Source organism: Hydrogenothermus marinus (assembly GCF_003688665.1).
Taxonomy (GTDB): domain Bacteria; phylum Aquificota; class Aquificia; order Aquificales; family Hydrogenothermaceae; genus Hydrogenothermus; species Hydrogenothermus marinus.
This window is the reverse complement of the sequence record NZ_REFO01000012.1, coordinates 23600-48590: the sequence shown is the minus strand read 5'-3', so window position 1 is coordinate 48590 and position 24991 is coordinate 23600. Positions and strand designations below refer to the sequence as shown.

At 27.2% G+C, this 24991-nt stretch carries 28 protein-coding genes; 19 read left to right on the top strand and 9 right to left on the bottom strand.

Annotation, left to right across the window (positions count from 1 at the left end; all coding sequences use genetic code 11):
• Positions 1–16 precede the first annotated feature (16 nt).
• The 4 genes from CLV39_RS05190 to CLV39_RS05175 all read left to right on the top strand — a co-directional run bounded on the left by CLV39_RS05190 (position 17) and on the right by CLV39_RS05175 (position 4640).
• Positions 17–1213, top strand: a complete 1197-nt coding sequence (locus CLV39_RS05190; RefSeq protein WP_121923181.1) for an inositol-3-phosphate synthase — start codon at positions 17–19, stop codon at positions 1211–1213.
• The gene (locus CLV39_RS05185; protein ID WP_121923180.1) at positions 1203–2951 is read left to right on the top strand and encodes an ABC transporter substrate-binding protein; all 1749 of its coding nucleotides are present in this window, start codon (positions 1203–1205) and stop codon (positions 2949–2951) included. Before CLV39_RS05190 ends, CLV39_RS05185 begins: the two co-directional genes overlap by 11 nt.
• Entirely contained in the window at positions 2948–3883 is a 936-nt protein-coding gene (thiL, locus tag CLV39_RS05180; protein WP_121923179.1) for a thiamine-phosphate kinase, read from the top strand. Before CLV39_RS05185 ends, thiL begins: the two co-directional genes overlap by 4 nt.
• A 247-nt stretch (positions 3884–4130) precedes the next feature.
• A complete protein-coding gene (locus CLV39_RS05175; protein WP_121923178.1) occupies positions 4131–4640 on the top strand; it encodes a ferritin-like domain-containing protein in 510 nt (169 codons plus the stop codon).
• 23 nt (positions 4641–4663) lie between these two features.
• Here CLV39_RS05175 and CLV39_RS05170 read toward each other — a convergent pair whose 3' ends face one another.
• Together CLV39_RS05170 and CLV39_RS05165 are read right to left on the bottom strand one after the other, a co-directional pair.
• Positions 4664–5536 (bottom strand): hypothetical protein, encoded by an 873-nt coding sequence (locus CLV39_RS05170; RefSeq protein WP_121923177.1) that lies wholly within the window; start codon positions 5534–5536, stop codon positions 4664–4666.
• Between the two features lie 8 nt (positions 5537–5544).
• The gene (locus tag CLV39_RS05165; RefSeq protein ID WP_121923176.1) at positions 5545–7065 is read right to left on the bottom strand and encodes a YifB family Mg chelatase-like AAA ATPase; all 1521 of its coding nucleotides are present in this window, start codon (positions 7063–7065) and stop codon (positions 5545–5547) included.
• 61 nt (positions 7066–7126) lie between these two features.
• Here CLV39_RS05165 and ccsA point away from each other — a divergent pair, with 61 nt between their 5' ends.
• The gene (gene ccsA / locus CLV39_RS05160) at positions 7127–7921 is read left to right on the top strand and encodes a cytochrome c biogenesis protein CcsA (RefSeq protein ID WP_121923175.1); all 795 of its coding nucleotides are present in this window, start codon (positions 7127–7129) and stop codon (positions 7919–7921) included.
• Here ccsA and pyrE read toward each other — a convergent pair.
• Positions 7902–8462 carry an orotate phosphoribosyltransferase gene (gene pyrE, locus CLV39_RS05155; protein ID WP_121923174.1) on the bottom strand — a complete coding sequence of 187 codons (561 nt, stop codon included), beginning with the start codon at positions 8460–8462 and terminating at the stop codon, positions 7902–7904. The two genes, ccsA and pyrE, sit on opposite strands and share 20 nt — an antisense overlap.
• A 209-nt stretch (positions 8463–8671) precedes the next feature.
• Between pyrE and CLV39_RS05150 the strand changes: the two genes are divergently transcribed.
• Genes CLV39_RS05150 through CLV39_RS05135 form a run of 4 tightly spaced genes read left to right on the top strand, consistent with a single transcriptional unit; the run spans position 8672 to position 11369 of the window.
• Positions 8672–9193 carry a KdsC family phosphatase gene (locus CLV39_RS05150; protein WP_121923173.1) on the top strand — a complete coding sequence of 174 codons (522 nt, stop codon included), beginning with the start codon at positions 8672–8674 and terminating at the stop codon, positions 9191–9193.
• Positions 9186–9731 (top strand): class I SAM-dependent methyltransferase, encoded by a 546-nt coding sequence (locus CLV39_RS05145; RefSeq protein WP_121923172.1) that lies wholly within the window; start codon positions 9186–9188, stop codon positions 9729–9731. Before CLV39_RS05150 ends, CLV39_RS05145 begins: the two co-directional genes overlap by 8 nt.
• A complete protein-coding gene (locus CLV39_RS05140; protein WP_121923171.1) occupies positions 9725–11038 on the top strand; it encodes an MATE family efflux transporter in 1314 nt (437 codons plus the stop codon). Before CLV39_RS05145 ends, CLV39_RS05140 begins: the two co-directional genes overlap by 7 nt.
• A 4-nt stretch (positions 11039–11042) precedes the next feature.
• Complete coding sequence (locus CLV39_RS05135; RefSeq protein ID WP_121923170.1) at positions 11043–11369, top strand: hypothetical protein; 327 nt, start codon at positions 11043–11045, stop codon at positions 11367–11369.
• Here CLV39_RS05135 and CLV39_RS05130 read toward each other — a convergent pair.
• Positions 11366–12661: a ComEC/Rec2 family competence protein gene (locus tag CLV39_RS05130; RefSeq protein WP_170145609.1), complete on the bottom strand. Its 1296-nt coding sequence runs from the start codon at positions 12659–12661 to the stop codon at positions 11366–11368. The two genes, CLV39_RS05135 and CLV39_RS05130, sit on opposite strands and share 4 nt — an antisense overlap.
• A 170-nt stretch (positions 12662–12831) precedes the next feature.
• Between CLV39_RS05130 and coaE the strand changes: the two genes are divergently transcribed.
• From coaE to CLV39_RS05110, 4 genes are read left to right on the top strand one after another with little or no spacing between them, the layout of a single operon-like run.
• Entirely contained in the window at positions 12832–13437 is a 606-nt protein-coding gene (coaE, locus tag CLV39_RS05125) for a dephospho-CoA kinase (protein ID WP_121923168.1), read from the top strand.
• The gene (locus tag CLV39_RS05120; protein WP_121923167.1) at positions 13434–13655 is read left to right on the top strand and encodes a hypothetical protein; all 222 of its coding nucleotides are present in this window, start codon (positions 13434–13436) and stop codon (positions 13653–13655) included. Before coaE ends, CLV39_RS05120 begins: the two co-directional genes overlap by 4 nt.
• The gene (locus CLV39_RS05115) at positions 13612–14001 is read left to right on the top strand and encodes a cupredoxin domain-containing protein (RefSeq protein WP_121923166.1); all 390 of its coding nucleotides are present in this window, start codon (positions 13612–13614) and stop codon (positions 13999–14001) included. Before CLV39_RS05120 ends, CLV39_RS05115 begins: the two co-directional genes overlap by 44 nt.
• 10 nt (positions 14002–14011) lie before the next feature.
• Positions 14012–14353, top strand: coding sequence for a hypothetical protein (locus CLV39_RS05110; RefSeq protein ID WP_121923165.1), 342 nt, complete (start codon positions 14012–14014; stop codon positions 14351–14353).
• On the opposite strand, the gene CLV39_RS05105 is transcribed toward CLV39_RS05110, so the two are convergent.
• The gene (locus CLV39_RS05105) at positions 14348–15337 is read right to left on the bottom strand and encodes an SDR family NAD(P)-dependent oxidoreductase (protein WP_121923164.1); all 990 of its coding nucleotides are present in this window, start codon (positions 15335–15337) and stop codon (positions 14348–14350) included. The genes CLV39_RS05110 and CLV39_RS05105 overlap by 6 nt on opposite strands.
• Positions 15338–15395: 58 nt before the next feature.
• Here CLV39_RS05105 and CLV39_RS05100 point away from each other — a divergent pair, with 58 nt between their 5' ends.
• From CLV39_RS05100 to CLV39_RS05075, 6 genes are read left to right on the top strand one after another with little or no spacing between them, the layout of a single operon-like run.
• On the top strand, positions 15396–16499 hold the full coding sequence (locus CLV39_RS05100) for a glycosyltransferase family 4 protein (protein WP_245960317.1): 1104 nt from the start codon (positions 15396–15398) through the stop codon (positions 16497–16499).
• A gap of 10 nt (positions 16500–16509) precedes the next feature.
• Positions 16510–17580: a 23S rRNA (adenine(2503)-C(2))-methyltransferase RlmN gene (gene rlmN / locus CLV39_RS05095; RefSeq protein WP_121923163.1), complete on the top strand. Its 1071-nt coding sequence runs from the start codon at positions 16510–16512 to the stop codon at positions 17578–17580.
• A gap of 11 nt (positions 17581–17591) precedes the next feature.
• On the top strand, positions 17592–17939 hold the full coding sequence (locus CLV39_RS05090) for an Hsp20/alpha crystallin family protein (RefSeq protein WP_121923162.1): 348 nt from the start codon (positions 17592–17594) through the stop codon (positions 17937–17939).
• A gap of 3 nt (positions 17940–17942) precedes the next feature.
• Positions 17943–20339 (top strand): endopeptidase La, encoded by a 2397-nt coding sequence (gene lon / locus CLV39_RS05085; RefSeq protein WP_121923161.1) that lies wholly within the window; start codon positions 17943–17945, stop codon positions 20337–20339.
• Entirely contained in the window at positions 20323–20787 is a 465-nt protein-coding gene (locus CLV39_RS05080; RefSeq protein WP_121923160.1) for an N-acetyltransferase, read from the top strand. The genes lon and CLV39_RS05080 overlap by 17 nt, the downstream gene beginning before the upstream one ends.
• A complete protein-coding gene (locus tag CLV39_RS05075) occupies positions 20780–21370 on the top strand; it encodes a histidine phosphatase family protein (protein ID WP_121923159.1) in 591 nt (196 codons plus the stop codon). The genes CLV39_RS05080 and CLV39_RS05075 overlap by 8 nt, the downstream gene beginning before the upstream one ends.
• On the opposite strand, the gene CLV39_RS05070 is transcribed toward CLV39_RS05075, so the two are convergent.
• From CLV39_RS05070 to CLV39_RS05055, 4 genes are read right to left on the bottom strand one after another with little or no spacing between them, the layout of a single operon-like run.
• Entirely contained in the window at positions 21371–23041 is a 1671-nt protein-coding gene (locus CLV39_RS05070) for a peptidoglycan D,D-transpeptidase FtsI family protein (protein ID WP_121923158.1), read from the bottom strand.
• Positions 23038–23343, bottom strand: coding sequence for a cell division protein FtsL (locus CLV39_RS05065; RefSeq protein WP_121923157.1), 306 nt, complete (start codon positions 23341–23343; stop codon positions 23038–23040). Before CLV39_RS05065 ends, CLV39_RS05070 begins: the two co-directional genes overlap by 4 nt.
• On the bottom strand, positions 23340–24227 hold the full coding sequence (gene rsmH / locus CLV39_RS05060; protein WP_121923156.1) for a 16S rRNA (cytosine(1402)-N(4))-methyltransferase RsmH: 888 nt from the start codon (positions 24225–24227) through the stop codon (positions 23340–23342). The genes CLV39_RS05065 and rsmH overlap by 4 nt, the downstream gene beginning before the upstream one ends.
• Positions 24224–24991 (bottom strand): oxygen-binding di-iron domain-containing protein, encoded by a 768-nt coding sequence (locus CLV39_RS05055; protein ID WP_121923155.1) that lies wholly within the window; start codon positions 24989–24991, stop codon positions 24224–24226. The genes rsmH and CLV39_RS05055 overlap by 4 nt, the downstream gene beginning before the upstream one ends.

Genomic DNA, 24991 nt, shown 5'->3' with positions numbered 1-24991 from the left:
CAGGAGAAAACTCTAAATGAAATTATGGCTTTTCGGTATTTATGGAATAGTTGGAACTACTGCAATTGCTGGAAATAAAGCAATTGAAAAAGGAATTTCAGAAAAAACAGGGCTTGTAAGCGAACTTCCAGATTTTGAAGGTTTGGCAAATTTTTCTCCTTTAAGTTTTGATGAAATTGGCGGACATGATATAAGAAATATAGAAAGTAATCTATATGAAGAGTTATTCAAACACTGGGAAGAAAACCAACATTTTGATTATAGAATCTTAAAACAGTTAAAAGAAGATTTAGAAAAAATAAAAGCCAAAAAAGGTACTGCTTTAAACTGTGGAGAAGGTGTTTTAGAAGAACTAAAACCTATAGAAAGTCTTGAGAATGAAAATCTTTCTTTAGAAGAGATAGTAGATAAACTAGAAAAAGATTTATTAGAGTTTAAAGATGAAGAAACAGTAGCTATAAATGTAGCATCTACAGAGCCTACTATAGAATATGATGAAAATATTCATGGAAATATAGAAAATTTTGAAAAAGCAATAAAAGAAAATAAAAAAGAAAAATTTACTGCATCTATGCTTTATGCTTATGTTTGTTTAAAAAATAAAATACCTTATGCTAATTTTACTCCAAGTATAGGTTCTAATATCCAAGCATTAAAACAGCTTGCAGAAGAAAATAATGTTCCACATGCAGGCAATGATGGAAAAACTGGAGAAACTCTTGTAAAAACAACTTTAGCTCCTATGTTTGCATATAGGAATTTAAAAGTTTTAGGTTGGATGGGATATAATATTCTTGGTGATTTAGATGGTAAAGTTTTAGCTCATAAAGAAAATAAAGAAAGCAAAATAGTATCTAAGGATAAAGTTATAGGTAAAATTCTTGGTTATTATCCTTATACAATAACAGAAATAAACTTTTTTCCATCTTTAAAAGATAATAAAACTGCTTTTGATTTTATCCATTATGAAGGATTCTTAGGTACAAAAATGAAATTTTACTTTACCTGGGATGCAATAGATGCTATTGTAGCAGCTCCTCTTGTAATTGATATAGCAAGATTTTTAAATTTTGCAAAGAAAAAAGGACAGAAAGGAGTAATAAAAGAACTTGCATTTTTCTTTAAATCTCCTATGGAAACTGATATTTACAATACTCATACTCAATATCAAATGCTTGTAGAATGGTTTAATAAATTGAAAAATGAAGGATAGCTTAAAATATATTATTCTTGCTTTTTCTTCTATAGTTTTATTTTTCCTTCCTTTTTATTTAGTAACTCCTGATGATTCAAAAATAAAAAATGATGTAATAAAAAAAGTAGATGTTTCTAAATTTAATCCTCAGATTGGAATAGAAGGTGGAATATTAAAAAGAGCTTTATCAGGAGATCCTAAAACATTTAATCCTGCAATGGCCCAAGAAACAACATCTACTGCAGTAATTGGAGATCTATTTAATGGTCTTACAAAAACAGATATTAAAACTCTTTTACCTAAGCCAGATTTAGCAGAAAAATGGGAAAGAAACAAAGATGGAACTGTTTGGTATTTTTATATTAGAAAGAATGCTTACTGGTTTGATGGAAAGCCAGTAACTGCAGATGATATAGTATTTACTTATAATGAAATTTATTATAATCCAGATATTCCAACATCTGCCAAAGATGTTTTAACAGTTGCAGGAAAGCCTTTTAAAGTAGAAAAAGTAAGTGAAAAAATAGTTAAATTCAGTCTTCCAAAACCTTTTGCACCATTTTTACAAGCACTAGGACAGCCAATACTTCCAAAACATATTCTTGAAAAATATGTAAAAAATAAAACATTTCCATCTGCTTGGAATATAAATACTGACCCGAAAAATATAATAGGAACTGGAAAATATAAACTTGTAGAATATAAACCCGGACAGATAGCTATTTATAAAAGAAATGAGCTTTACTGGGAAAAAGATAAAAAAGGACAAAAACTTCCATATATATTAAAAATAAAAGCTCAAATAATATCTGATCCAGATGTACAGCTAATAAAATTTTTATCAGGAGAAACAGATATATATGGAGTAAGACCTTCCGACTTACCACAACTTGTACCAAAAGCAAAAGAAAAAGATTTTACAATCTATAATCTTGGAGCAACCCCTGCAATAACTTTTATAGTTTTTAATCAAAATCCAAATGCACCAATTCCTAAGTACAAACTAAAATGGTTTCAAAATAAAAAATTTAGACAAGCTATTTCTTATGCGGTAGATAGAAAAGGAATAATAAATCTTGTTTATAATGGACTTGCTTATCCAATATATACTGCAGTAACACCTGCAAACAGAAGATTGTTTGATGAAAATTACTATCCTAAATATCCTTATAACTTAAAAAAAGCAAAAGAGCTACTTATATCTATTGGATTTAAAGAAGGTAAAGATGGTTATTTATATGATAAAGAAGGACATAAACTGGAATTTACTTTAATTACTAATTCTGGAAATAAAGAAAGAGAATCTATTGGAAATATATTAAAAGATGATTTAAAAAAGATAGGAATAGAAGTTAATTTCCAAACTCTTGATTTTAATAATCTTGTTTCAAAGCTTATGAGTTCTCATGATTTTGAAGCAGTGATAATAGGACTTACAGGAATTTTAGATCCATATTTTGGACAAAATGTATGGCTTTCATCAGGACATCTTCATATGTGGTATCCAAATGAAAAAAAACCAGCTACAAAATGGGAAGCAGAAATAGATAATCTTTTTAAAAAAGCTGCTATTGAACTAGATCCAAAAAAAAGAGATATGCTTTACAAAAAAGCATTTAAAATAATAGGAGAATATCAACCAATGATATTTATTGCCGCCCCAGAAGAACTCATAGCAGTAAGAAATAAACTAAAAAATGTTTTCCCTACAGTTTGGGGTTGGTATAAAGATGAAATGGTTTATATAAAACAATGAAACATATAGGAGAGTTCCAACTTATAAAACAGCTTACAAAGATATTAGAAATAAAAGATAAGAATGTTTTAGTTGGTTTTGGAGATGATTGTGCTTGTGTTAATGTAGAAAGTAAGAAATTAGTTTTTACAGCAGATATACAGATAGAAAATGTGCATTTTCTAAAAGATAAAGTTAAACCTACCCAACTTGGCTGGAAACTCATATCTGTAAATGTAAGTGATGTTGTAGCTTGTGGAGGAGTTCCAAAATGGGCAGTTATTTCTATAGCAGTTCCTAAAAATATTAATATAAAATGGCTTAAAGAAGTATATGAAGGAATAAAAAAAGCTTTAGATTTTTATAAATTTGATATTATTGGTGGAAACACTTCTTCTTCTTCGGAAATAATATTTGATTTGTTTTTAACAGGAGAAACTGAAAAATTTGTATCAAGATCAGGAGCAAAACCAGGAGATTATGTTTTTATATCAGGACATACAGGACTATCAAGGGCAGGACTTGAACTTTTATTAATGGATAAAAAAGATTATGAAGATTTTGAGAAAAGACTTATAAAAACCCATCTTGAGCCAGTAGCAAGAATAGATTTACAAGAGAAAATATCAAGATATGCAACAGCTTGCATAGATATTAGTGATGGCCTTGTTGGAGATTTAGGACATATATCAGAAAATAGTAAAGTAAAAATAATTTTAGAAAAAGAAAAAATTCCTATATCTGCAGATTTAGAAAAATATTGCAAAAAATACAATAAAAATCCTTATGATTATATTTTATATGGTGGAGAGGATTATCAGCTTGCATTTACAATAAAAAAAGAAGATATAATCCATTTTAAAAATGAGTTCTTAATAGGAATAGTAGAAAAAGGAGAAGGTATATATTTAGATAATAAGAAATTAAAAGAAAAAGGCTTTGAACATATCTAATTTTTCTTCCTTGTTAATTATTTTTTTATTGACTCTCAAAGAAGAAACTTTATATTTAATAAAAATAATAGATAAGCGGAGATTAAACATAAAGATGCTTAAAATTATTAAAAATAATTTTATCCGGATTAATTTTTATATTTTTCAGAATTTTAAAACAATCTTTGATTAAAAGTATTGACTTTTTCGTTAATAATAATTAATATTAATAATTATTATTAATAAATATATTTGGAGGATAGAAAAAATGGCACAAAAAGGAATTTCAATCATAAGAGGATTAGATGTTGATGAATTAATTAAACTTCTAAACAAAGCTTATGCTGATGAATGGCTTGCTTATTACCAGTACTACATTGAAGCAAAAGTAATAAAAGGTATTATGAAAGATGCAGTTATAGCAGAGTTAAATCAACATGCAGCAGATGAGTTAAGACATGCAGGACTTCTTGCTGATAGAATTATTCAACTTGGTGGAACGCCTCTATTAAATCCTAAGGATTGGTTAGAGCAAACAAATTGTGGTTATATCACCCCTACTGATTTTGATGTTCTAAAAATATTAGAAGATGCAATAGAAGGTGAAAGATGTGCAATAGATATATATAGTAAAATAGCAGACATTACAAACGGAAAAGATATTGTAACTTATGATATTGTAAAGCAGATTTTAGAAGATGAAGTAGAGCATGAAGAAGATCTTGTAGCTCTTCAAGAAGATATAACTTCATTTATAAAACAGTTAAAAGGCGAGTAAAAATTAAGCTTCCAGTTAAGGTTTTATCCTTGCTGGAAGCTAATAAATATATATTTAATAGACCAAAGCGTTATCCATAGGATAGATATAGGAATAATTATTGTTTGAAAAACAAAATATAATGCTAAATAAAGTATACTTTCAACTATTTTATCTGACTTTTCTTTTATCTCGTTTGTTAATTTTTTAATCTTTTTAATTTTATTTTCTACGTTATCAATTTTTTTACAAATACTTGTTTTAAAGCTTTTAATCTTTTCTTTAAAGTAAGAAAATATATTTTCCTTTTTTTCAGTTTCTTTATTTATTTGATTTATTTGGGAAGTTTCCAAATTTTCTTTTAATTCTAATTTTTTGTTCCAATCATTAAGATATGTTACTTTTTCATTTATAGCTGGTTTTATGTAATTATTGTATACAATTTCAGTACTTATCATTAAAATCGGGATAAAAAATCTAATAATCAGAAAAGCCAAAGTAAGACTAAGTAAAAATTTTGGTATTTTTATTTTTAATATATAAAGTATTCCTAAAATAAATAGTAAAATACCTAAAAAATATAAAAATAAATTTGGAAAAAATTCAAGGAAAATTTCTTGGATACCAAGAGATATAAAAGCTATCATAAGAATAAAAGAAGTTCTCTCTGTAATATCATCTATAGGATCAAGAACTTGGCCTGCAGCTATTGAAACTATTGGTAAATTTATTTCACTTTCTTTTATTACAGAAACACCTGCATTTATACCTCTTATGACTACATATGCTGTAAGTGTTTTCTTTATTACATTATCTGTATAATTTTTAGCTTCTTTAATTAAAGGATCTTTTCCATATAAACTTAATAGAAGTAGCACTATTCCAGATATTATTAATATTTTCCCTTTTAATAGCATTTTTGCCTCTATGAAAATATATCTTCACTAACTTTATAATTTATAGCTTCTATTATATGCTTTGTTTCAACTTGATTTTTATTTTCAAGGTCTGCTAATGTTCTTGAAACTTTTAAAATCTTATAATAAGATCTTGCAGTAAGCTTATATCTATTTATATATGTTTTTAAAATATTTTCAGCTTCTGGTTTAAGATTTACAAATTTATCAACCATTGATGAACTCATTTGAGAGTTAAAATTAATTGGTAAATCTTTAAATCTTTCTTTTTGAATTTCTACCGCTTTTAAAACTCTTTCTCTTATATTTTTAGAAGATTCTCCTTCTTCTTTTTTAGATAAATCTTCTGTTTTTACAGGCATTACATTTACAAGAATATCTATTCTATCAAGTAAAGGTCCTGAAATTTTTCCTAAATATCTTTTTATCTGATTTTGACTACATGTACATTCTTTATAAGGATCTGTTTTATATCCACAAGGACAAGGATTGGCTGCCGCTATAAGCTGAAAGTTTGCAGGAAATTCAAATTTACCAGATGCCCTTGAAACAGATACTTTTTTATCTTCAAGAGGTTGCCTTAAAACTTCTAAAACATTTCTTTTAAATTCAGGAAGTTCATCTAAGAATAAAACTCCATTATGAGCTAAACTTACAAGTCCCGGTTTTGGTATAGTTCCACCACCTATGATTGAAACATCAGAAGCTGTATGGTGAGCTTCTATAAATGGTCTAGTTCTTATTATAAAATCATTTAACTCTCCTGCTACACTATGTATTTTAGTTGTTTCTATAGCTTCTTCAAAGGTAAGAGGTGGTAATATACTTATAAATCTTCTTGCAAGCATTGTTTTTCCACTTCCTGGCGAACCTATCATTAAAAGATTATGAAAACCTGCTGCAGCTATTTCTAAAGCTTTTTTTACAGAGTATTGCCCTTTTACATCTTTAAAATCAAGTAAAGAATTTTCTTCTATATTAAAAATAGAATCTATATCAATTTTTACTGGATTTTTAGATATATTTCCATTTAAAAAGTCTACTATCTCTTTTAGATGATTAAATCCATAAACTTTTAAATCTTTTACAAGTCCTGCTTCATTTTCATTTTCTCCTGGTAATATAATTCTCTCAAAACCTTCTTCCTTTAGTTTTAATGCTATTGGTAATACCCCTTTTACTTTTCTTAATTTTCCATCTAAAGCAAGCTCACCAATAAATGCTGTTTTTTCTAAATCTGAGTTTATAATTCCTGTATTATTTAAAATTCCTATTGCAATTGGAAGATCATACAAAGTTCCTTGTTTTTGAATATCTGCCGGTGCAAGATTTACAACTATCTTCTTAGAAGGGAAATTAAATCCTGAATTTGTAATTGCTGATTTTACTCTTTCTTTACTTTCTTTAACTGCAGTATCTGGAAGTCCTACAGTTAAAAATTGAGGAAGTCCTTTAGACAAAGAAACTTCTACATCAACTATATATCCATCTATTCCTAAAACTCCACCACTTTTTATAATAGAAAGCATAAAATTAAAACCTACTTTTTGTTATTATTATTAATATAATAACAAATAATAGAGTGGAAAAATGAAGGCAATACTGCTTTTTATACTTATTTCTTATTTTGCTTCTTCAATTGGATTTTGGGTATATATATATACAAAAAAGAAAGTTAGCTTAAAAATTGGGTTTGCTTTTTTTGGGATAGCTTTTTTACTTCAGATAATTTATACAGGGATTTCTGACTATTTATATAAAGGTTTTGCTTTAGCATCTCCAAAGCATTTACCTCTTTTACTTGCTTTAATTATAGGATCTATTTTTTATGGATTTTCTTTTAAATATAAACAGCTAAAAGAACTTGGATCTATTTTTGCACCTATAAATGCTTTTTTAATAGCTTTAGTTTTACCTAATACTGAAAAAATAGAGCAAATACATAATAATTTATGGTTTTATTTACATATTATCTTTTCTGTACTTGCTTATGCATTTATTATAGTAGCAACTATATCTGCGATTATATATATTCTTACAGAAAGAAGTTTGAAAAAGAAAAATTTAAATTCTTTTTTTGTTTCTAAATTTTCATCTTCTTTGTTTACTCTTCAAGATATAGAGTATAAAACTAATGTTCTTGCATTTATCTTTTTAAGTTTAAGCTTAATAGCTTCTTTTGTTTGGTCAAGTGTTTATCTTGGTAAACATTGGCTATGGGATCAAAAACAGATAGCTTTATTTATTTTATGGATTTTTTATGGTATTTTACTTCATTTTAGAATAATTAAACATAAGACAGGGAAAAAAGCCTCCTATTTAACCTTAATAGGAAGCTTTATTGCAGTAATAGTATTTTGGTTTATTAAACATCCTGCTTATTAAGAAATTGGGAAATTTTAAAAAGAGGATAAAAGTTAAACCCTTCTTCTTTTATATTTTCTTCTCCTCCCTCTTCCCTATCAACAATTGCTATTATACCTAAAACATTTAATCCTGCTTCTTTTGCTACTTTTGCTGCTTTTAAAGATGAACCAGCAGTTGTTACTACATCCTCAACAATAAAAACATTATCTCCTTCTTTAACGTTCCCTTCTATCTGTTTTCCTGTACCATGTCCTTTTGGTTCTTTTCTGACTACAAAAGGTTTTATTGGATTTTTATTTAAATAAGAAACTAATGCAGTGGCATAAGATATTGGATCTGCTCCAAGGGTTAAGCCACCAATAGCATCAGGATTTTTATCTTTAATCATTTCATAAATAATATTACCTATAATATAACCACCTTCAGGATCAAGGGTAATAGTTCTTAAATCCATATAATATGTACTCATTTTTCCAGAAGAAAGTTTAAAAATAGGTTTATCTGCTATCTTTAATGCTCTTTCTTTGATTAAGGTTTCCAATCTATCTTTGTAATTCATACATTACCTCATATTTATTTGTATAAAAATATAAAACTTGAAATATTAGGAAATTCGTATATAATATATATCCATGGCTACCCTCCTAAAGGTTTTGCCGTACCTACCAATTTACGCTTTTGGGCACCTTTTAGGTGCCCTTTTTTATTTGTAAGCTCTTTTTTTCCTGTAAACTAATATATATCATAAACTTGACAGGTGTCAACAGAATGTTAAAAGAAAAAGCTTTAAAAATCAAGATGTTTCTTATGGATGTAGATGGAGTATTAACTGATGGTAAAGTAATATATGATTCTAAAGGAAATGAACTAAAATCCTTTAATATAAAAGATGGCCTTGCTATAGGACTTTTACATAAGGCAGGAATAAAAACAGGGATTATTACAGGAAGAAACTCTCCTATGGTAGAAAGAAGAGCAAATGAACTAAAAATTAATGAGGTTTTTCAAGGTAAAAGAAAAAAGATAGATACTTATAATAATATAAAAGAAAAATATTCATTAAAAGATGAAGAGATTTTATATATAGGTGATGATTTAGTAGATATTCCTGTTTTAAAAAAAGTGGGTTTTCCTGTAGCAGTAGCTGATGCTGTAGAAGATGTGAAAAATTTCTGTATATATATTACAGAAAAGAAAGGAGGAGAAGGGGCTGTTAGAGAGGTAGTAGAACTAATCTTAAAACTAAGAGATGAGTATGAAAAAATTATAAAGGAATTTACAGATGCTTGAAGATAAAAAAAGATGGAATAAAAAATATTTAGAAGAAAAATTACCTGAAGAACCTTCCCAAATTGTAAAAGATTTTTATAATATAGCTAAAAAAGGTAAAGCATTAGATATTGCCTGTGGAACTGGTAGAAATTCTATTTTTCTGCAAGAAAAAGGTTTTGAAGTTGATGCAGTAGATATTTCAGATGTGGCTATCAATAAACTAAAAGAAAAAAATCCTAATATAAATGCTATTGTAGCTGATTTAGATAATTATCAAATACCTGAAAATAGATATGAGCTGATAATAAATATTAATTTCCTAAATAGAAATTTAATTCCAAAGATAAAGGATGGATTAAAAAAAGATGGAGTAATAATATTTGAAACATTTGTTTTAAATGAAGAATCTAAAACAAAAGATTTTTATTTAAGAGAAAATGAGCTTTTAAGATTATTTATTGATTTTTATGTGGTTTTTTATCAAGAAAAAGATGTAATAAGAAATGATGGTAGAAAAGGTAGAAAAGCCTATTTAGTTGCAGTTAAAAAATGTTAAATTCTGATATAAAAAAGATTCTTATTATTGCAATTCCTGCAGCTTTAAATAATCTTCTTGATATGCTACAGGTTCTTGTAGATATGATATTTGTAGGTAGAATATCGCCTGTAGCTATAGCAGCTGTTGGACTTAGTATGAATTTTTTATGGGTTATTTATGCATTTATTACTATTTTTAGTGTTAGTACAAATGCTCTTGTAGCAAGATTTTTTGGAGCTAAAGATTTTCAAAATTTAGAAAAAGTAATATCAGTAAATCTTGTTCTTGCTTTGATATTTTCTATCTTTGTTGCTATTTTTGTATTAGTATTTGCCTATGATTTTTTCTTTTTATTTGGAAAAGATAAACAGCTTACAGAATCTGCAACAGACTATATGCATATACAAGCTATAGCATTCCCTTTTTTATTTGCAGGAGCAGTTTTTGCTTCTACATCTAATGGGTTTGGAGATACAAAAACACCCCTTTTAATAGGTATAGCTGGTAATATATTAAATACTTTTCTTGATTACTGTCTAGTACTTGGGAATTTAGGTTTCCCAAGACTTGAGATCTTAGGAGCTTCAATAGCAACTACAATTGCTGATATATTTGAAGTATTAATTTATATTTTTCTTATTTTTTATAAAAATTTATTTAAAATCAGTTTTTCTTTTAGTAAAGATATTGCCAAAAGAAGTTTAAAACTTGGAATACCAACAGGAATTGAAAGATTTGTAAGTAGTATATCTTTTATGTTTTTTATCTGGATAATTGCTCAGTATGGTACTTATGTTCTTGCAGGTTATCAGATAGGTCTTAGGGTAGAAGGACTTGCTTTTATGATAGGATTTGGATTTTCTATAGCAGCTATGACTCTTGTAGGTCAATCTATTGGTGAAGGAAATCTTGATAAAGCTTATAGATTAGGTATCAAATCAGCTATTATTTCAGGTTTAATTATGCAATTTATAGGAATTTTTATGTTTTTTTATCCTGAAATTTTTATTTCAATATTTACACAAGACCCAAAAACAGTAAAAGAAGCATCTTTATATCTAAAAGTAGTTGCAGTTTCTCAATTTCCTCTTGCAATAGATTTTGTTTTAAGTGGTGCATTAAGAGGAGCAGGAGCTACAAAAATTGCTATGTTTGTAAATACAGGAAGCTTATGGTTATTTAGAATAATTCCATCTTTAATTTTAACTTTATTTTTTAAAAATTTAATTTATGTTTATTTAATAATAATAGCTGAAACTTTTATAAAAGCTTTCATAATATGGTATATTTTCAAAAAAGGAAAATGGAAAAAGATAGAGGGGTAATAAGATGGCAGAAAAAAATTCTAATGAAATTTCTAACCCTATATATGATATAACAAATAATCCTCAAGAATATATAAATAAAGTAGAAAAAAATTTATCAAAATTAAAAGAGCAAACAAAACAAGAAATAAAAAAATATCTACCTGATAATATGAAATTTTTAATGGAAAATGGAACCGGTGATTTGGTTCTTACAGTAATAGCTATAATATTATTAACTGTTATTTTAAAAGTTTTAAAATTTACAATAAGAATAATAATCCAAATATTACTAACAGTATCTATATTTATAGCAGCTTATATTTTATATAAGCATTTTTTTGGTGGTTAAATTTTAGACATAACAAATAAAAAGGAAAATAAAATAAAAAACAAGATGTACTTATAAATAATTTTGATTTTAGAATTTATAGTTATAAATCCAAGTAAAATATAATAAGTCAGAACTTCAATAAGATTTAAATCTAAGTTTGAAGCCATAATCTTTAATGAATCAAAAAGCTTAGCAAGTTCTATAAATTTTAATCCTATAAAATCCATTATATTTATTAGAGGCTTTATTAAAAATAATGAAAACATATTTAAAACAGATAAAAAAAGATATGGAATTAATAAAAACATCTCAAAAGTTGTTGCAAATATTGATGTTGGAGAAAACTGATGAAAATAAAAAATTATTAAAGGTGTAGTCCATAAAACTGCAAAAAATGAAAGTAGCATTGAAGTTATAAAAAATTTTAAAAATTTGTTTTTAATATCAATTTCAATATATTTTCTGGAAAGGATTAATCCAAAAACTGCAATAAATGAAAGTTGAAAGCCTACAGAAAATATTACTTCAGGATAGATTAAAGCAGATATAAATGCTACAAAAAACAAAATATTCATTGGATTTATAGCTAAATATTTAAATTTTCCATATAAGTATAAAATTCCCATTAATGATGCCCTAAAAACAGGAATATGGAAAGCAGTTATTACTGGATAAAAAATCAAAAATAAAATTGTTATTAAATATGATTTTCTTTTGTCCCAAAAAGAAAAAATAAAAAGCAAAATAAAAATTAAAAGACCAATATGAAGGCCACTTATAGCAAGAAGATGGATTAATCCTGTATTTATAAAGGCTTTTTTTATATTTTGAGGAATATAAGACCTATCTCCAAATATAAGTGCGTTTCCAATTGAAAAACTAATGTAATTAAGACTATTTTCTTTAAAATTTTTTATTAAGTAATCTCTAAAACTTAAAATAGGACTTAAAAATTTATTTTTCTCTTCTTTTAGATTGACTACTTTCACAAAAATTTTATTATGTTTTATAGAAGCTTTACCAAGTATATAAACATTACTCAAAAAAAATAATTTTTTATTGGAAATTAATTTAACTTCTTTATTTATAAGATTTTTATTATTAGAATTTAAAACTTTACAATCAGATAAAAAATTTTTGTAGTATTTTTCAGGAAATGATATTACTTTGCATTCTAAAAATACAGGATTTTTGATATTTATTTTAAGGTTAGAAGAACTTGCCATATAAAATCCAAGAGCAAATAAAGAAAAGGCTGTAAATATGAAACCTAATTTATTTTTCAATACAACAGAAACTAAAATGAGCAATAAAATGACTACTAAAGGAATATTAAAATCTAAGAGAAAAGATTTAGTTAAAACTCCCCAAATATAAGATAAAAAAGCAAAAATAAAAATATTTTCCATTTTATTATTTATTGAATATATATCTAAAAAATATTAACATAAAAAGCATTAACAAAACTTAAAGGGTATCAATGGCTTTAAAGATAGGATTAACAGGCTCAATAGGTACAGGAAAAACAACTGTTTCAGAAATTTTTGAAGATTTTGGTGCGTATGTAATAGATGCAGATAAAGTAGTTCATAAGCTTTTAAAAAGAAAAGATATAAAAGAAAAACTTTCAAAGGTTTTAGGAAATAATATTTTTGATAAAAATGGAGAAATAGATAAAAAGAAAGTAGCAGATATAATTTTTAAAAATCCAGAAAAAAAGAAAAAGATAGAAAGTATTATCCATCCTGAAGTTAGAAAAGAAATAAAAAGATTTATAGAAGAGGTGGAAAGAAAAGATAAAAATGCAGTAATAATTGCAGAAATCCCTCTTTTAATAGAAAGCAAACTATATAAAGATTATGATAAGGTTATAGTTGTTTATTCACCAAAGGAAATTCAGTTAGAAAGGCTTATAAAAAAAGGATTTTCAAAAGAAGAAGCTTTGGCAAGAATAAATTCCCAAATGCCTATTGAAGAAAAATTAAAATATGCAGATATTGTAATTGAAAACACAGGAAGCATAGAGGAACTTAAAGAAAAAATAAAAAAAGTTTTTGAAGATTTAAAAAAAGAGGCTACAAAATGAGAAAAGTTTTAATAATTTTATTACTTATTTCTTTTACTTTTAGCTATGCAGACCCTTATAGTGATATAAGGTTAGAAATATTATCAAAAATTAAAGTTTTAGAAGAAAAAAAGAGTAAAGAAAAAAATCCAAAAAAGAAAAGATTATTAGAAAAGAAAATAAAAGAGTTGAAAAATGAGCTTGAGAAATATAACAATAATCTTGATATTATTGGCTAATATCTTATTTAGTTGTTCAAAAAATACTGATGAAAAGCCAGATGTTGTTATAAATATAGAAGTTTCTAAAAATGGATATAATCCAAATCATATTGAAGTTAAAAGAGGTCAGGTAGTATTATTTAGAATAAAAGCTCTTGATGAAGGAATTGGAGACGATTATTCACAAAGTGTTTATGGGCATTGTTTTTATATATTACCACCTTATGATGTGATGGTTCAAAATATTAAAAAAGGAGAAACAAAGCAAGTAAAAGTTAAGATGGTTTATCCAGGTAAAGTTTTATTTACCTGTCCATACTGCTCAGGAATTTTTCCAACAAAGGGAGAATTAATAATTAAATAAAGGAGATAAAATGAAAGTATTAATAATAGATGAAAATCTTATGTTAAACTCAAAAATAAGCAGTATTTCAAAATCAGCAGGATACGATACAAAAATAGTTGCATTTTTTAAAGAAAATTTTGAAAAGTTTGATGAGATTAAACCTGATATTTTATTAATAAATCTTGAAAGTAGATCAAATGATCCATTTAAAATTATTCCTGGAGCAAAAAAAAGAGGGATAAAGGTTATAGGATATTGTGGACATACAAGAACAGATTTAGCAAATAAAGCAAAAGAAGTTGGAGCAGATTTTGTTGCTACAAATGGAATGATTGTTTCCCAGCTTCCACAGATTATAGAAGGCTTATGAGCCTTCTTCTAAGGATATATCTTTAACCCAATCTTTATTTTCTAAATACCAATCAACAGTTCTTTTTAATCCTTTATCTATATCTATTTCAGGTTTCCAGCCTAAAAGCTTCCCTGCTTTTTCTATATCAGCCCAAGTTTCCATCATATCTGCTTTATTAAAAGGTTTATAATCTATTTTTGCTTTTTTACCAAGCAGATTTTCTATTTTTTCAATTAAAGTTTTTAAAGATATAGGATTTTTTCCACCACCAAGATTTATAATCTCATATCCTAAAGGTTTTAATGCAAGGATTGTACCTTTAGCTATATCATCAACATAAGTAAAGTCTCGTGCTTGAGAACCATCACCAAAAAGCTGAATAGGTTTTCCTTCATCTATCCATTTTATAAATCTGAAAATACTCATATCAGGTCTTCCTGCAGGCCCATAAACTGTGAAGTATCTAAGAATTGATATATCCATATCATATAAATAATGGTATGTATAAGACATAACTTCTGCTGCCTTTTTAGATGCAGCATAAGGAGAAATTGGCGTATTTACAGGTAAATCTTCTTTAAATGGCATAGGTTGTCCTGCATATAGTGAAGAAGTTGAAGCAAGAACCATCTTTTTAATATTTTTTTCTTTCATTAACTCTAAAAGATTTAATGTTCCATGAGCATTAGTTTCAAGATAAACATGTGGATTTACTATTGAGTATCTTACACCTGCCCTTGCTGCAAGATTTATTACTGCATCAAAATTAAAACTATCAAATAAAACTTTTAATGCACCAAGATTTTCTATATCTACCTCAAAAAATCTAAAATTATCATAACTTTCAAGCTGTTTTTTTCTCCATTCTTTCAGCCTAACATCATAGTAATGGTTCATGTTATCAATTCCAACTACAAAATGTCCTTCTTTTAATAAAAGTTCAGCAGTTTTCCAACCTATAAAACCTGCTGCACCTGTAACTAAAATAGTTTTTGATTGCAATTTCCACTCCTTGATATAATTTTTAAATCAAATTATATCATCTTAAAAGGATAATTTATTGAAAAATATTAAAGTTTTAGAAGTAATAGATAGTCATGGATGGTGCGGTACAAAAGAACAGACTTATCTAATTACAAAACATCTTTCTAAATATTTTCATACAGAGCTTGCCCTTGCATTTGATCATAAAGAGATGATAGAAAGGCTTGAAAATGTAGTTCCTTTAAGATTTTATGAAGAAGATATAGGAAGTAAAAGAAGATTTGATATTAAAAATTACAAAAGATTAAAAAAAATTATAGAAGATGGAAATTATAATGTAGTTGTTGCAAATTCATCTTGGTCTTTTAATTATGTTGTTGCAGTTTATCCATTTTTAAAGAAAAAGCCAAAACTTATAGCAATGCGCCGTTCTGGTTATGTGCCTTCTTTTATATCAAAATATCTTAAATATAGATGGGCTGATAAAATTGTTGTTGTTTCAAAGGATGTAGCAAAACTTTTAAAAGAGAAAAATTTTTATCCAGAAAAACTTGAAGTAATTGAAAGTGGAATAGATTTATCAAGATTTAAACCTGTTTCAGATTATAGAGAAGAGTATAGAAAAAAACTTGGGATAAAAGAAAATGAAAAAGTTTTTATAAATGTAGCTAATTTCCAACCTTGGAGAAAAGGACAGGATATATTATTAAAAGCTTTTAAAAATTTAAATTGTAAAAATTGTAAATTATTACTTGTAGGCCATAAAACAGATTCAGAAGAAGCTTTAAAGATGATAAAAGATTTTAATCTTCAAGATAAAGTAATTGGACTTGGTTTTAGAAATGATGTAGAAAAACTACATCAAGCATCTGATTTTTTTGTTTTAGCATCTAATTCAGAAGGTATTGCAGGAGCATTACTTCAAGCAATGGCCTCAGGGAAAGTAGTTTTATCTACTCTTGCAGGTGGAATAGGAGAATATCTGAAAGATAATGAAAATGGTTTTACTTGCAATGTTGGAGATGATAAATGTTTAACAAAAAAAATGGAAAAGATGTTAAATCTTTCTAAGGAAGAATATAAAAGATTATCTACAAATGCTATAGAAACAGCAAAAAGATATTCAATAGAAGAAACTGCAAAAAAATGGAAAAACTTAATAGAAAAAATTATAAGTTGAGGTAAATTAGATGGAGAAAATAAATTTAAAGAATTTTAATTATAAAGAGCTTGAAAACTGGGTAAAAGAAAGAGGATGGCAAAAGTTTAGAGCAAAGCAGATAGCTAAATGGCTTTATAACAAAAAAGTTTCCTCTTACGATCAGATGACAGATCTATCAAAAGATATTAGAAATTATCTTAAAGAAAATACAGAGTTTGATAGTTTAGAGCTTGTTTCTTTTGAAAAATCAAACTTAGATGGAAGTATTAAATTTTTATGGAGAGCAAAAGATGGAAATACAATAGAATCAGTATTTATACCTGAAAGAGAGCATAATACAATATGTGTTTCTACACAAGTAGGATGTGCAGTAGGATGTAAATTTTGTTATACAACAAAAGATGGTTTAATAAGAAATCTTGAAACTGCAGAAATAATAGATCAGTATCTTTTAGTTCAAAGATTTGTAGGAAATGAAAACAGAATATCAAATGTTGTTTTTATGGGTATGGGAGAACCACTTGCAAATTATGATAATGTAAAAAAAGCAGTTCAGATAATGACAGATAAAAACATGCTTGATTTATCAAATAGAAAAATAACAATATCTTCTTCAGGAATTCTTGCTCAAATAAATAGGATGTATGAAGATCCAGAATTTCCTCAAGTAAGACTTGCAGTTTCTTTAAATGCAGCAGATCAAAAAACAAGAGAGTATATTATGCCAATTTCCAAAACAAATACCCTTGAAGACTTAATGAAAACATTAAACTCTTTACCATTTAAAACAGGATACAGAATAATGCTTGAGTATGTTTTAATAAAAGGAGTTAACGATTCAGAAAAAGATGCACATAATCTTGCAAGACTTATAGGTAAAAATAAAAAAAGATATAAAGTTAATCTAATTCCATTTAATCCATTTGAAGAAACAGATTTTCAAAGACCAGATGACAAATCTGTAGAAAAGTTTCAAAAAATACTTTGGGATTATAATATTTCTGCATTTATTAGATGGAGTAAAGGTAGAGATATATCTGCTGCATGTGGACAACTTAGAAAAAAGGAATTAAATAATTTTATAAAGATTAAAACATAAATGGAGAAATTATGATTAGAAATGGAGCATTTCCAATAGATATTTTAGATGATGGTGAAAATTATTATATAATTATGGATTGTCCATCTGTAATTCCAGAAAGTTTTGAAATTTATGGAGATGAAAAGCAGATAATTATTAAAGGTGTGAAAGCAGGATTAAAAATAGAAGGTAAATACATTCTTATAGAAAGATACAAGGGAAAATTTTTGAGGAAATTAAGTCTTCCACAACCAATAAACATAGAAAAAGCAAAAGCAGAATATAAAGAAGGAGTTTTAATAATTAAGGCCCCAAAAATAAAAGATGAGATATTAATAGATAGTAGAATAAAAATAAAGATAAGTTATAGGAGGTAATTTATGACAATTCCTTTTGAAGAAGAAGAGTTAAAAGAAAATTTACCAGAAGAATATCCACTACTTCCAATTAGAGATTTAGTTATATTTCCATATATGGTGTTTCCTATTTTTGTAGGAAGAAAATTTTCTATAAATGCAATAGAAGAAGCTATAGAAAATAATGATAGATATATATTTTTAGCTTTACAAAAAGAAAAAGATATAGAAACACCAGAAGAAGATGATATTTACAAAATAGGAACAGTTGCTACAATTCTTAGAATGGTAAAACTTGAAGATGATAGAGTTAAAATCCTTGTTCAAGGTGTTGCAAGAGGAAAGATAAAAAAATTCATAAAAGAGAATGATCTTTATAAAGTTCAGGTTGAAATCTTAGATAAAGATGAAGAATATACAGAAAGTTTAGAAGTAGAGGCTTTAATACATTCTGTAAAAGATTTATTAGATAAAGCAGTTGGATATGGAAAGCAAATTTTACCAGATCTTATAAGTATTATTAAATCAGTAGATGAACCAGGAAGACTTGCAGATTTAGTTGCTTCTGTTCTTGATATTCAGTCAAAAGAAGCTCAAGAAATTCTTGAAATAATAGATCCTATAGAAAGATTAAGAAAGGTTCATGATCTTTTAATTAAAGAAGTTGGACTTCTGGAAGTACAGCAAAAAATAAGAAATGCAGCAAGAGAGCAAATGGAAAAAGATCAACGGGAATACTTCTTAAGACAGCAAATAAAAGCAATACAAGAAGAACTTGGTGAAAAAGATGAAAGACAAGAAGAGATAGAAGAGTATCAAAAGAAAATAAAAGAAGCTAAAATGCCAAAAGAAATAGAAGAAGAGGCATTAAAGCAGTTAAAAAGACTTGAAAAAATGCATCCTGATTCTGCAGAAGCAGGTGTAATTAGATCATATTTAGATTGGCTTGTTGAACTTCCTTGGAATAAAAAAACAAAAGATATATTAAACTTAAAAAAAGCACAAAAAATATTAGATGAAGATCATTATGATTTAGAAAAAGTAAAAGAAAGAATAATAGAGTATCTTGCTATACAAAAATTAAGAAAAGGAAAAGGGATAAAAGGACCAATACTTTGTTTTGTTGGGCCACCAGGAGTAGGGAAAACATCTCTTGGAAGGTCTATAGCAAAAGCCTTAGGAAGAAAATTTACAAGAATTGCCCTTGGTGGTGTTAGAGATGAGGCAGAAATTAGAGGCCATAGAAGAACATATGTTGGAGCTATGCCAGGAAGAATAATACAGGCAATAAAACAAGCAGGAACTAAAAATCCTGTAATAATGCTTGATGAAGTTGATAAATTGGCAATGGATTTTAGAGGAGATCCTGCCTCTGCACTTTTAGAAGTTTTAGACCCAGAACAAAATAAAGAGTTTGTAGATTTATATCTTGGAGTTCCATTTGATTTATCAGAAGTTATGTTTATATGTACTGCAAATAGAATAGATACTATTCCAAGACCTTTACTTGATAGAATGGAAGTAATTAGAATTCCTGGTTATTCAGAAGAAGAAAAATTACATATAGCAGAAAAATATCTTATTCCAAAACAGTTAAAAGAAACAGGAATAAATAAAAACTTAGTAGAATTTACAAGACCTGGACTTCAATTTTTAATTAGAGGATATACACGAGAAGCAGGTGTTAGAAGTCTTGAAAGAAGAATTAATGAGATATTAAGAAAAATAGCAAAAGAAATAGCTTTAAAAGGTAAAAAGAAAAAGTACAAAATAACAAAATCTGTTGTAAAAAAATTTCTTGGAGCACCTATCTATGTTCCTGAAAAAGAAAGAAAAGATGAAGTTGGTGTTGTTCAAGGATTAGCTTGGACAGAAGTTGGTGGAGAAGTTTTAAAAATAGAAGCAACAAAGATGAAAGGTAAAGGAAATCTTATTCTTACAGGTTCTCTTGGAGATGTAATGAAAGAATCAGCAAGAACAGCTCTATCTTATGTAAAATCAAAAGCAGAAGAGTATGGAATTAATCCAGAAGATTTTGATAAATACGATGTTCATATTCATGTACCAGCAGGAGCAATTCCAAAAGATGGACCTTCAGCAGGAATAGCAATAACAACAGCTATATTCTCAATTTTCTCAGAACTTCCAGTTAGCTCAGATGTAGCTATGACAGGAGAAATTACATTAAGAGGTCATGTCTTACCAGTTGGAGGATTAAAAGAAAAAATACTTGCGGCGAAAAGAGCAGGAATAAAAACAGTAATACTTCCAGAAAAAAATAAAGATGAAGTATTAGAAGATTTACCACCATTTGTAAGAAAAGATTTAGATCTTAGATTTGTTGATCATATAGATCAAGTCTTCCCAATAGCAATAGTAGGATTTGAAAAGTTAAAGGAAAAAGTTGATAAGAAAAGCTAAAGTTAAAGATGCAAAACAGATCTTTCAAATACTCCAGGAGTTTGCCTTAAAAGGCATTCTCCTTCCTCGTAGTTTAAACTCTATATATGAAAATATTAGAGATTTTTATGTTTATGAAGAAGATGGGAAAATAAAAGCAGTTGTTTCTTTACATGTATACTGGGAAGACTTAGCAGAAATAAAATCCTTAGCAGTAAAAGAAGATGTCCAAAGAAAAGGTATTGGTAAAAAGCTTGTTGAGAAATGTATTGAAGATGCAAAAGATCTTGGAATAAAAAGAGTATTTGCTCTTACTTATGTTCCTCAGTTTTTTGAAAAACTTGGATTTAAGATTGTAGATAAATCTGAATTTCCTCAAAAAGTATGGACTGAATGTATACATTGTGTAAAGTTCAATCAATGTGATGAAGTTCCTGTATCTTATATTTTAGAGGATTCAAATGCTTAAAAACTTATATTTATGTAGACATGGAGAAAGTGAATATAATGCAAAAAAGATAATACAAGGACATATAGATACATTTTTAACACCAAAAGGTGTTTTCCAAGCAAGACTTGCAGGAGAAAAATTAAAAAAATATAAAATAGAAAAAATATATACTTCTGACTTAAGAAGAGCATATCAAACTGCTACAGTTATAGGAGATATTTTAGGAATAGAGCCAATAGTTGATGAAAGAATTAGAGAGATGCATTTTGGTCAGTGGGAAGGGTTAGGCTATGATTATATTTTTAAAACAAAAAAAGAAGATTGGGATAACTGGCTAAAAAATCCTGTTGCTTGTCCTTTGCCAAATCAAGAAGAATGTATAGATTTTGAAAAAAGATTAAAAGATTTTTTAAATCAGATAAAAAAAGAAAAAGAAGAAAATGTTCTTATTGTAGGGCATGGTGGCTCAATACAAGGGATAATATGTATAGAAACTCAGTTAGGCCTTGAAAATTTATGGTCTTTTAGACATGATAATACAGGAATTTCTTGTTTAGAATATAAAGACAATAAAGCTTATATAAAGTTTGTAAATATTTAATTAATTTTTATCAGGTTTTACTTTAGAATAAAACATAAGTCTGTCTATTAATTCTTTTAAGACAACTGAAGATACAGCTCCTCCACCTATCTGTTCCCATCTTTTTATTTTTTTAGGCTCATTGGCAAAAATTACAATTGTATATTTAGGATTTTCAACTGGAAAAAATCCTGCAAACCATGCATTAAATTTTTCATCTGAAAGTTTTTTGGTTTTAGGATCATACTTTTGGGCTGTTCCTGTTTTTCCTGCAATTGTATAATATTTGGATTTACCTTTATGTCCGGTACCTTCTTCTACTACTAATGTTAAAACTTTTTTTAACCATTTTAAAGACTTATTACTAAAAACCTTTCTTAAGACAACAGGCTTATTTTTTTCTATTTTATCTTTATCCTTAATTTCCTTTAAGAAGGTAGGTTTTACAACATAGCCACCATTTGCTATAGCAGAATAGGCAACTGCAACTTGAATAGGTGTAGCTATCCAGTTTTGACCTATTGCAAAATAAGCTTTATCTACATCTCTTTTATATTCTCGAAGGATTCCTTTGCTTTCTCCTGGAAATGCTCCAAATTTTTGGCCAAATCCTACTTCTTTAAAAATTTTATAAAACTTTTCAGTAGGAATTCTTAAAGCTATATCTATAGCTCCTACATTTGAAGAATGTATAATAACATCTTCCAATGAAATTTTACCAAATCTTCTATGATCTTTTATTGGTTGTCCATCTACATATATTATTCCATTTCTACCGTCAATAATTTCTCCTTCTTTTACTACTCCTAAATCTAAAGCCTCAGCTACTACAAAAGGTTTTGCTAAGGAACCTATTTCATAAGCAGACCTAAAAGTTATATTATTGTATTTATATTTACTATAATGATTTGGATCAAAAGAAGGATAGACTGCATTTGCTAAAATTTCTCCAGTTTTGGGATTCATAATTAAAACTAAAGCTTCTTTTGGTTTTCTCAACTTTACAAGTTTTTTTAAAGCCTCTTCAGCCATATATTGAATATTTGAATCTATAGTTAAAACTACATCTTTACTTTCATTTTTTTCTTTTGAAATAATTGTAATTGGATTACCTACTGCATCTCTCATAAATAAAATCTTTCCATATCCGCCACCTAAAATAGAGTTAAATTTTCTTTCAAGACCTTCTTGTCCTTTTCCAGTATATTTATTAACAAAGCCTATATTAGCACCTCCTATTTTCCCAAAAGGATACACTCTTTTTGAACTTTCAAGAATTCCTAAATTCCATTCTTTTGTTTCTTTCCTTATTTTTTCTATTTTATCAGCTAAGGATTTATCTAAATTCCTTGCAATTACTACATAATTTTCAGAATTTAGTTTTTTAAGAATATACTGCTTTGACATTTTTAAGACTGGAGAAAGTTTTTCAGCAAGTAGTTCTTTATTTTTTATATACTTACCAATAGCATAAACTGTAATTGTTGGAATACTAATTGCAAGGATATTACCTTTTTTATCGTAAATTTTACCTCGTGGAAGAAGTATATTTTTTTTAGAGTAATATTGATTTTCTATATATTTTATTAATTTATCTCTTTGCCATATTTGGATATAAAATAGTTTAACAATGATAATTAGAAATACTAATAATATTATTGAACTAAAAAATTTTACTTTTTTTTCATTCATTTAGAATCTAAAAATTTAACCTTAGATAAATCAACTTTTTTCATTTTTAACTTTTTCTTTGCTATATAAGATATTCTTTTAGGAGAAGATAATATGCTTATTTTTTCTTTAAGTTTAATATTTTTTGTTTGAAGATAACTTTTTTCAGATGAAAGTTTAGTTATATCTTCTTCTAATTTAAGAAAATCATTATTATATATGATTAAAGGAATAGCTATTAACACTATTAATAGCAAATATTTTATCTGTTTTTTTATTATCTTATAATCTGATTTTAAATCTAAAACTAAGTCTTTTATCATAACTTTTTCCCTGCCCTTAATTTAGCACTCCTAGAAGCAGGATTTTCTTTAACCTCTTCTTCTGTTGGAGTAATTGGTTTTTTCGTCAAAATTTCTAATTCCTTTAATTTTTTGTACTCTTTAAATATATTTTTTACAATTCTATCTTCTAAGGAATGAAAAGATATACATTGGATTATCCCACCTTTATCAAGTCTTTCTATTGCTTTTGGAACTGCTTCTTTTATTTCTTCAAGTTCTTGATTTACTTCTATTCTGATAGCTTGAAATGTTTTTGTTGCTGGATGGATTCTTTTATGTCTTAGCTTAGGAGGATAAGTTTTATAGACTATATCAGCAAGTTGTTTTGTAGTTTCTATTTTATTTTTTTGTCTTTCTTTTATTATATTTTCTGCTATTTTAGTTGCAAATCTTTCTTCGCCGTACTCTTTTAATATTTTCTCAAGTTGCCATTTTTGATAGTAGTTAACTACATAATAGGCAGTTAAATCCTGAGATGTATCCATTCTCATATCTAAAGGCTCTTCTCTTTGAAAAGAAAAGCCCCTTTCTGTTTTTAAATGAAAATGGGAAACTCCAAAATCAAATAATGCTCCTGCTAACTTCTCTATATTATATTTTTCAAGGACTTTATCTAAATCTTTGAATGCAGATTTTTCAAGAATAAATCTACCTTCAAACTCTTTTAATCTTTCTTTTGCTCTTTTTAGTGCATACTCATCTTTATCAATTCCTATAATTTTTTTTTCAGGAAAATTTTCTAATATAAAATAAGAATGCCCACCTCCTCCCACTGTTGCATCTAATATATACTCTTCTTTACTTTCTATAAGTTTAAAAAAATTAATTACTTCATTTTTTAGTACTGAATAATGTTCAATCATAGTTCAAGTTTATTACTAGGTACTTTATAAACATCTTCCATAATATCAATTCCACATTCTATATTTTCAATCCAGTCTATAAATTTATTTACCATATCTTTTCCTTTAAAAATTGCACCATGCTGAGGAGCTATAATTTCTATATCTAAATCTCTAACCATTTTTGCCCAAGTTTTTAAAACTTTATTTGTAGGTATATATCTTCTGTGGAATCCTTCCATATACTGGATATGATTTTCAAAATCTTCAACATATATATAATCTTGTCCTAAGGATGCCCCTAAATCACCAGAATAAAGTATTTTTGAAACTGGATCATAAATTTGAAGATTCCCCGGTGAATGCATAAAATGAGCAGGTAAAATATAAAGCTCACTTCCTCCAAGCCTAATTATTCCACCTTCATCATCTATTCCTTTGAGTCTATCTATTACAAATCTATCAACACCAAAGTGTGGAATAAATCTAAGCCATAGTTTAGGAGTAATTGCTATAGCTTTTGTAGTCATAAGCCATCCATTTACAGCTGCTACAATATCTGGGTCTTGATGGGATAAGAAAATATAATCAAGACTATTTACTCCAATAATATTTCCAACTTCAGCAATTAAATGTTTATAAACTTTGTGTCCTCCAGGGTCTAAAATCATACCTCTACCATTATCAACAATTAAATGAACATTAGCTTGAACCATTTCACCATGTCCAAAATCTTCTAGCAATAGATTTTGGTGTGTTCCATTGTCAAATAGTTTCCCTTCCAT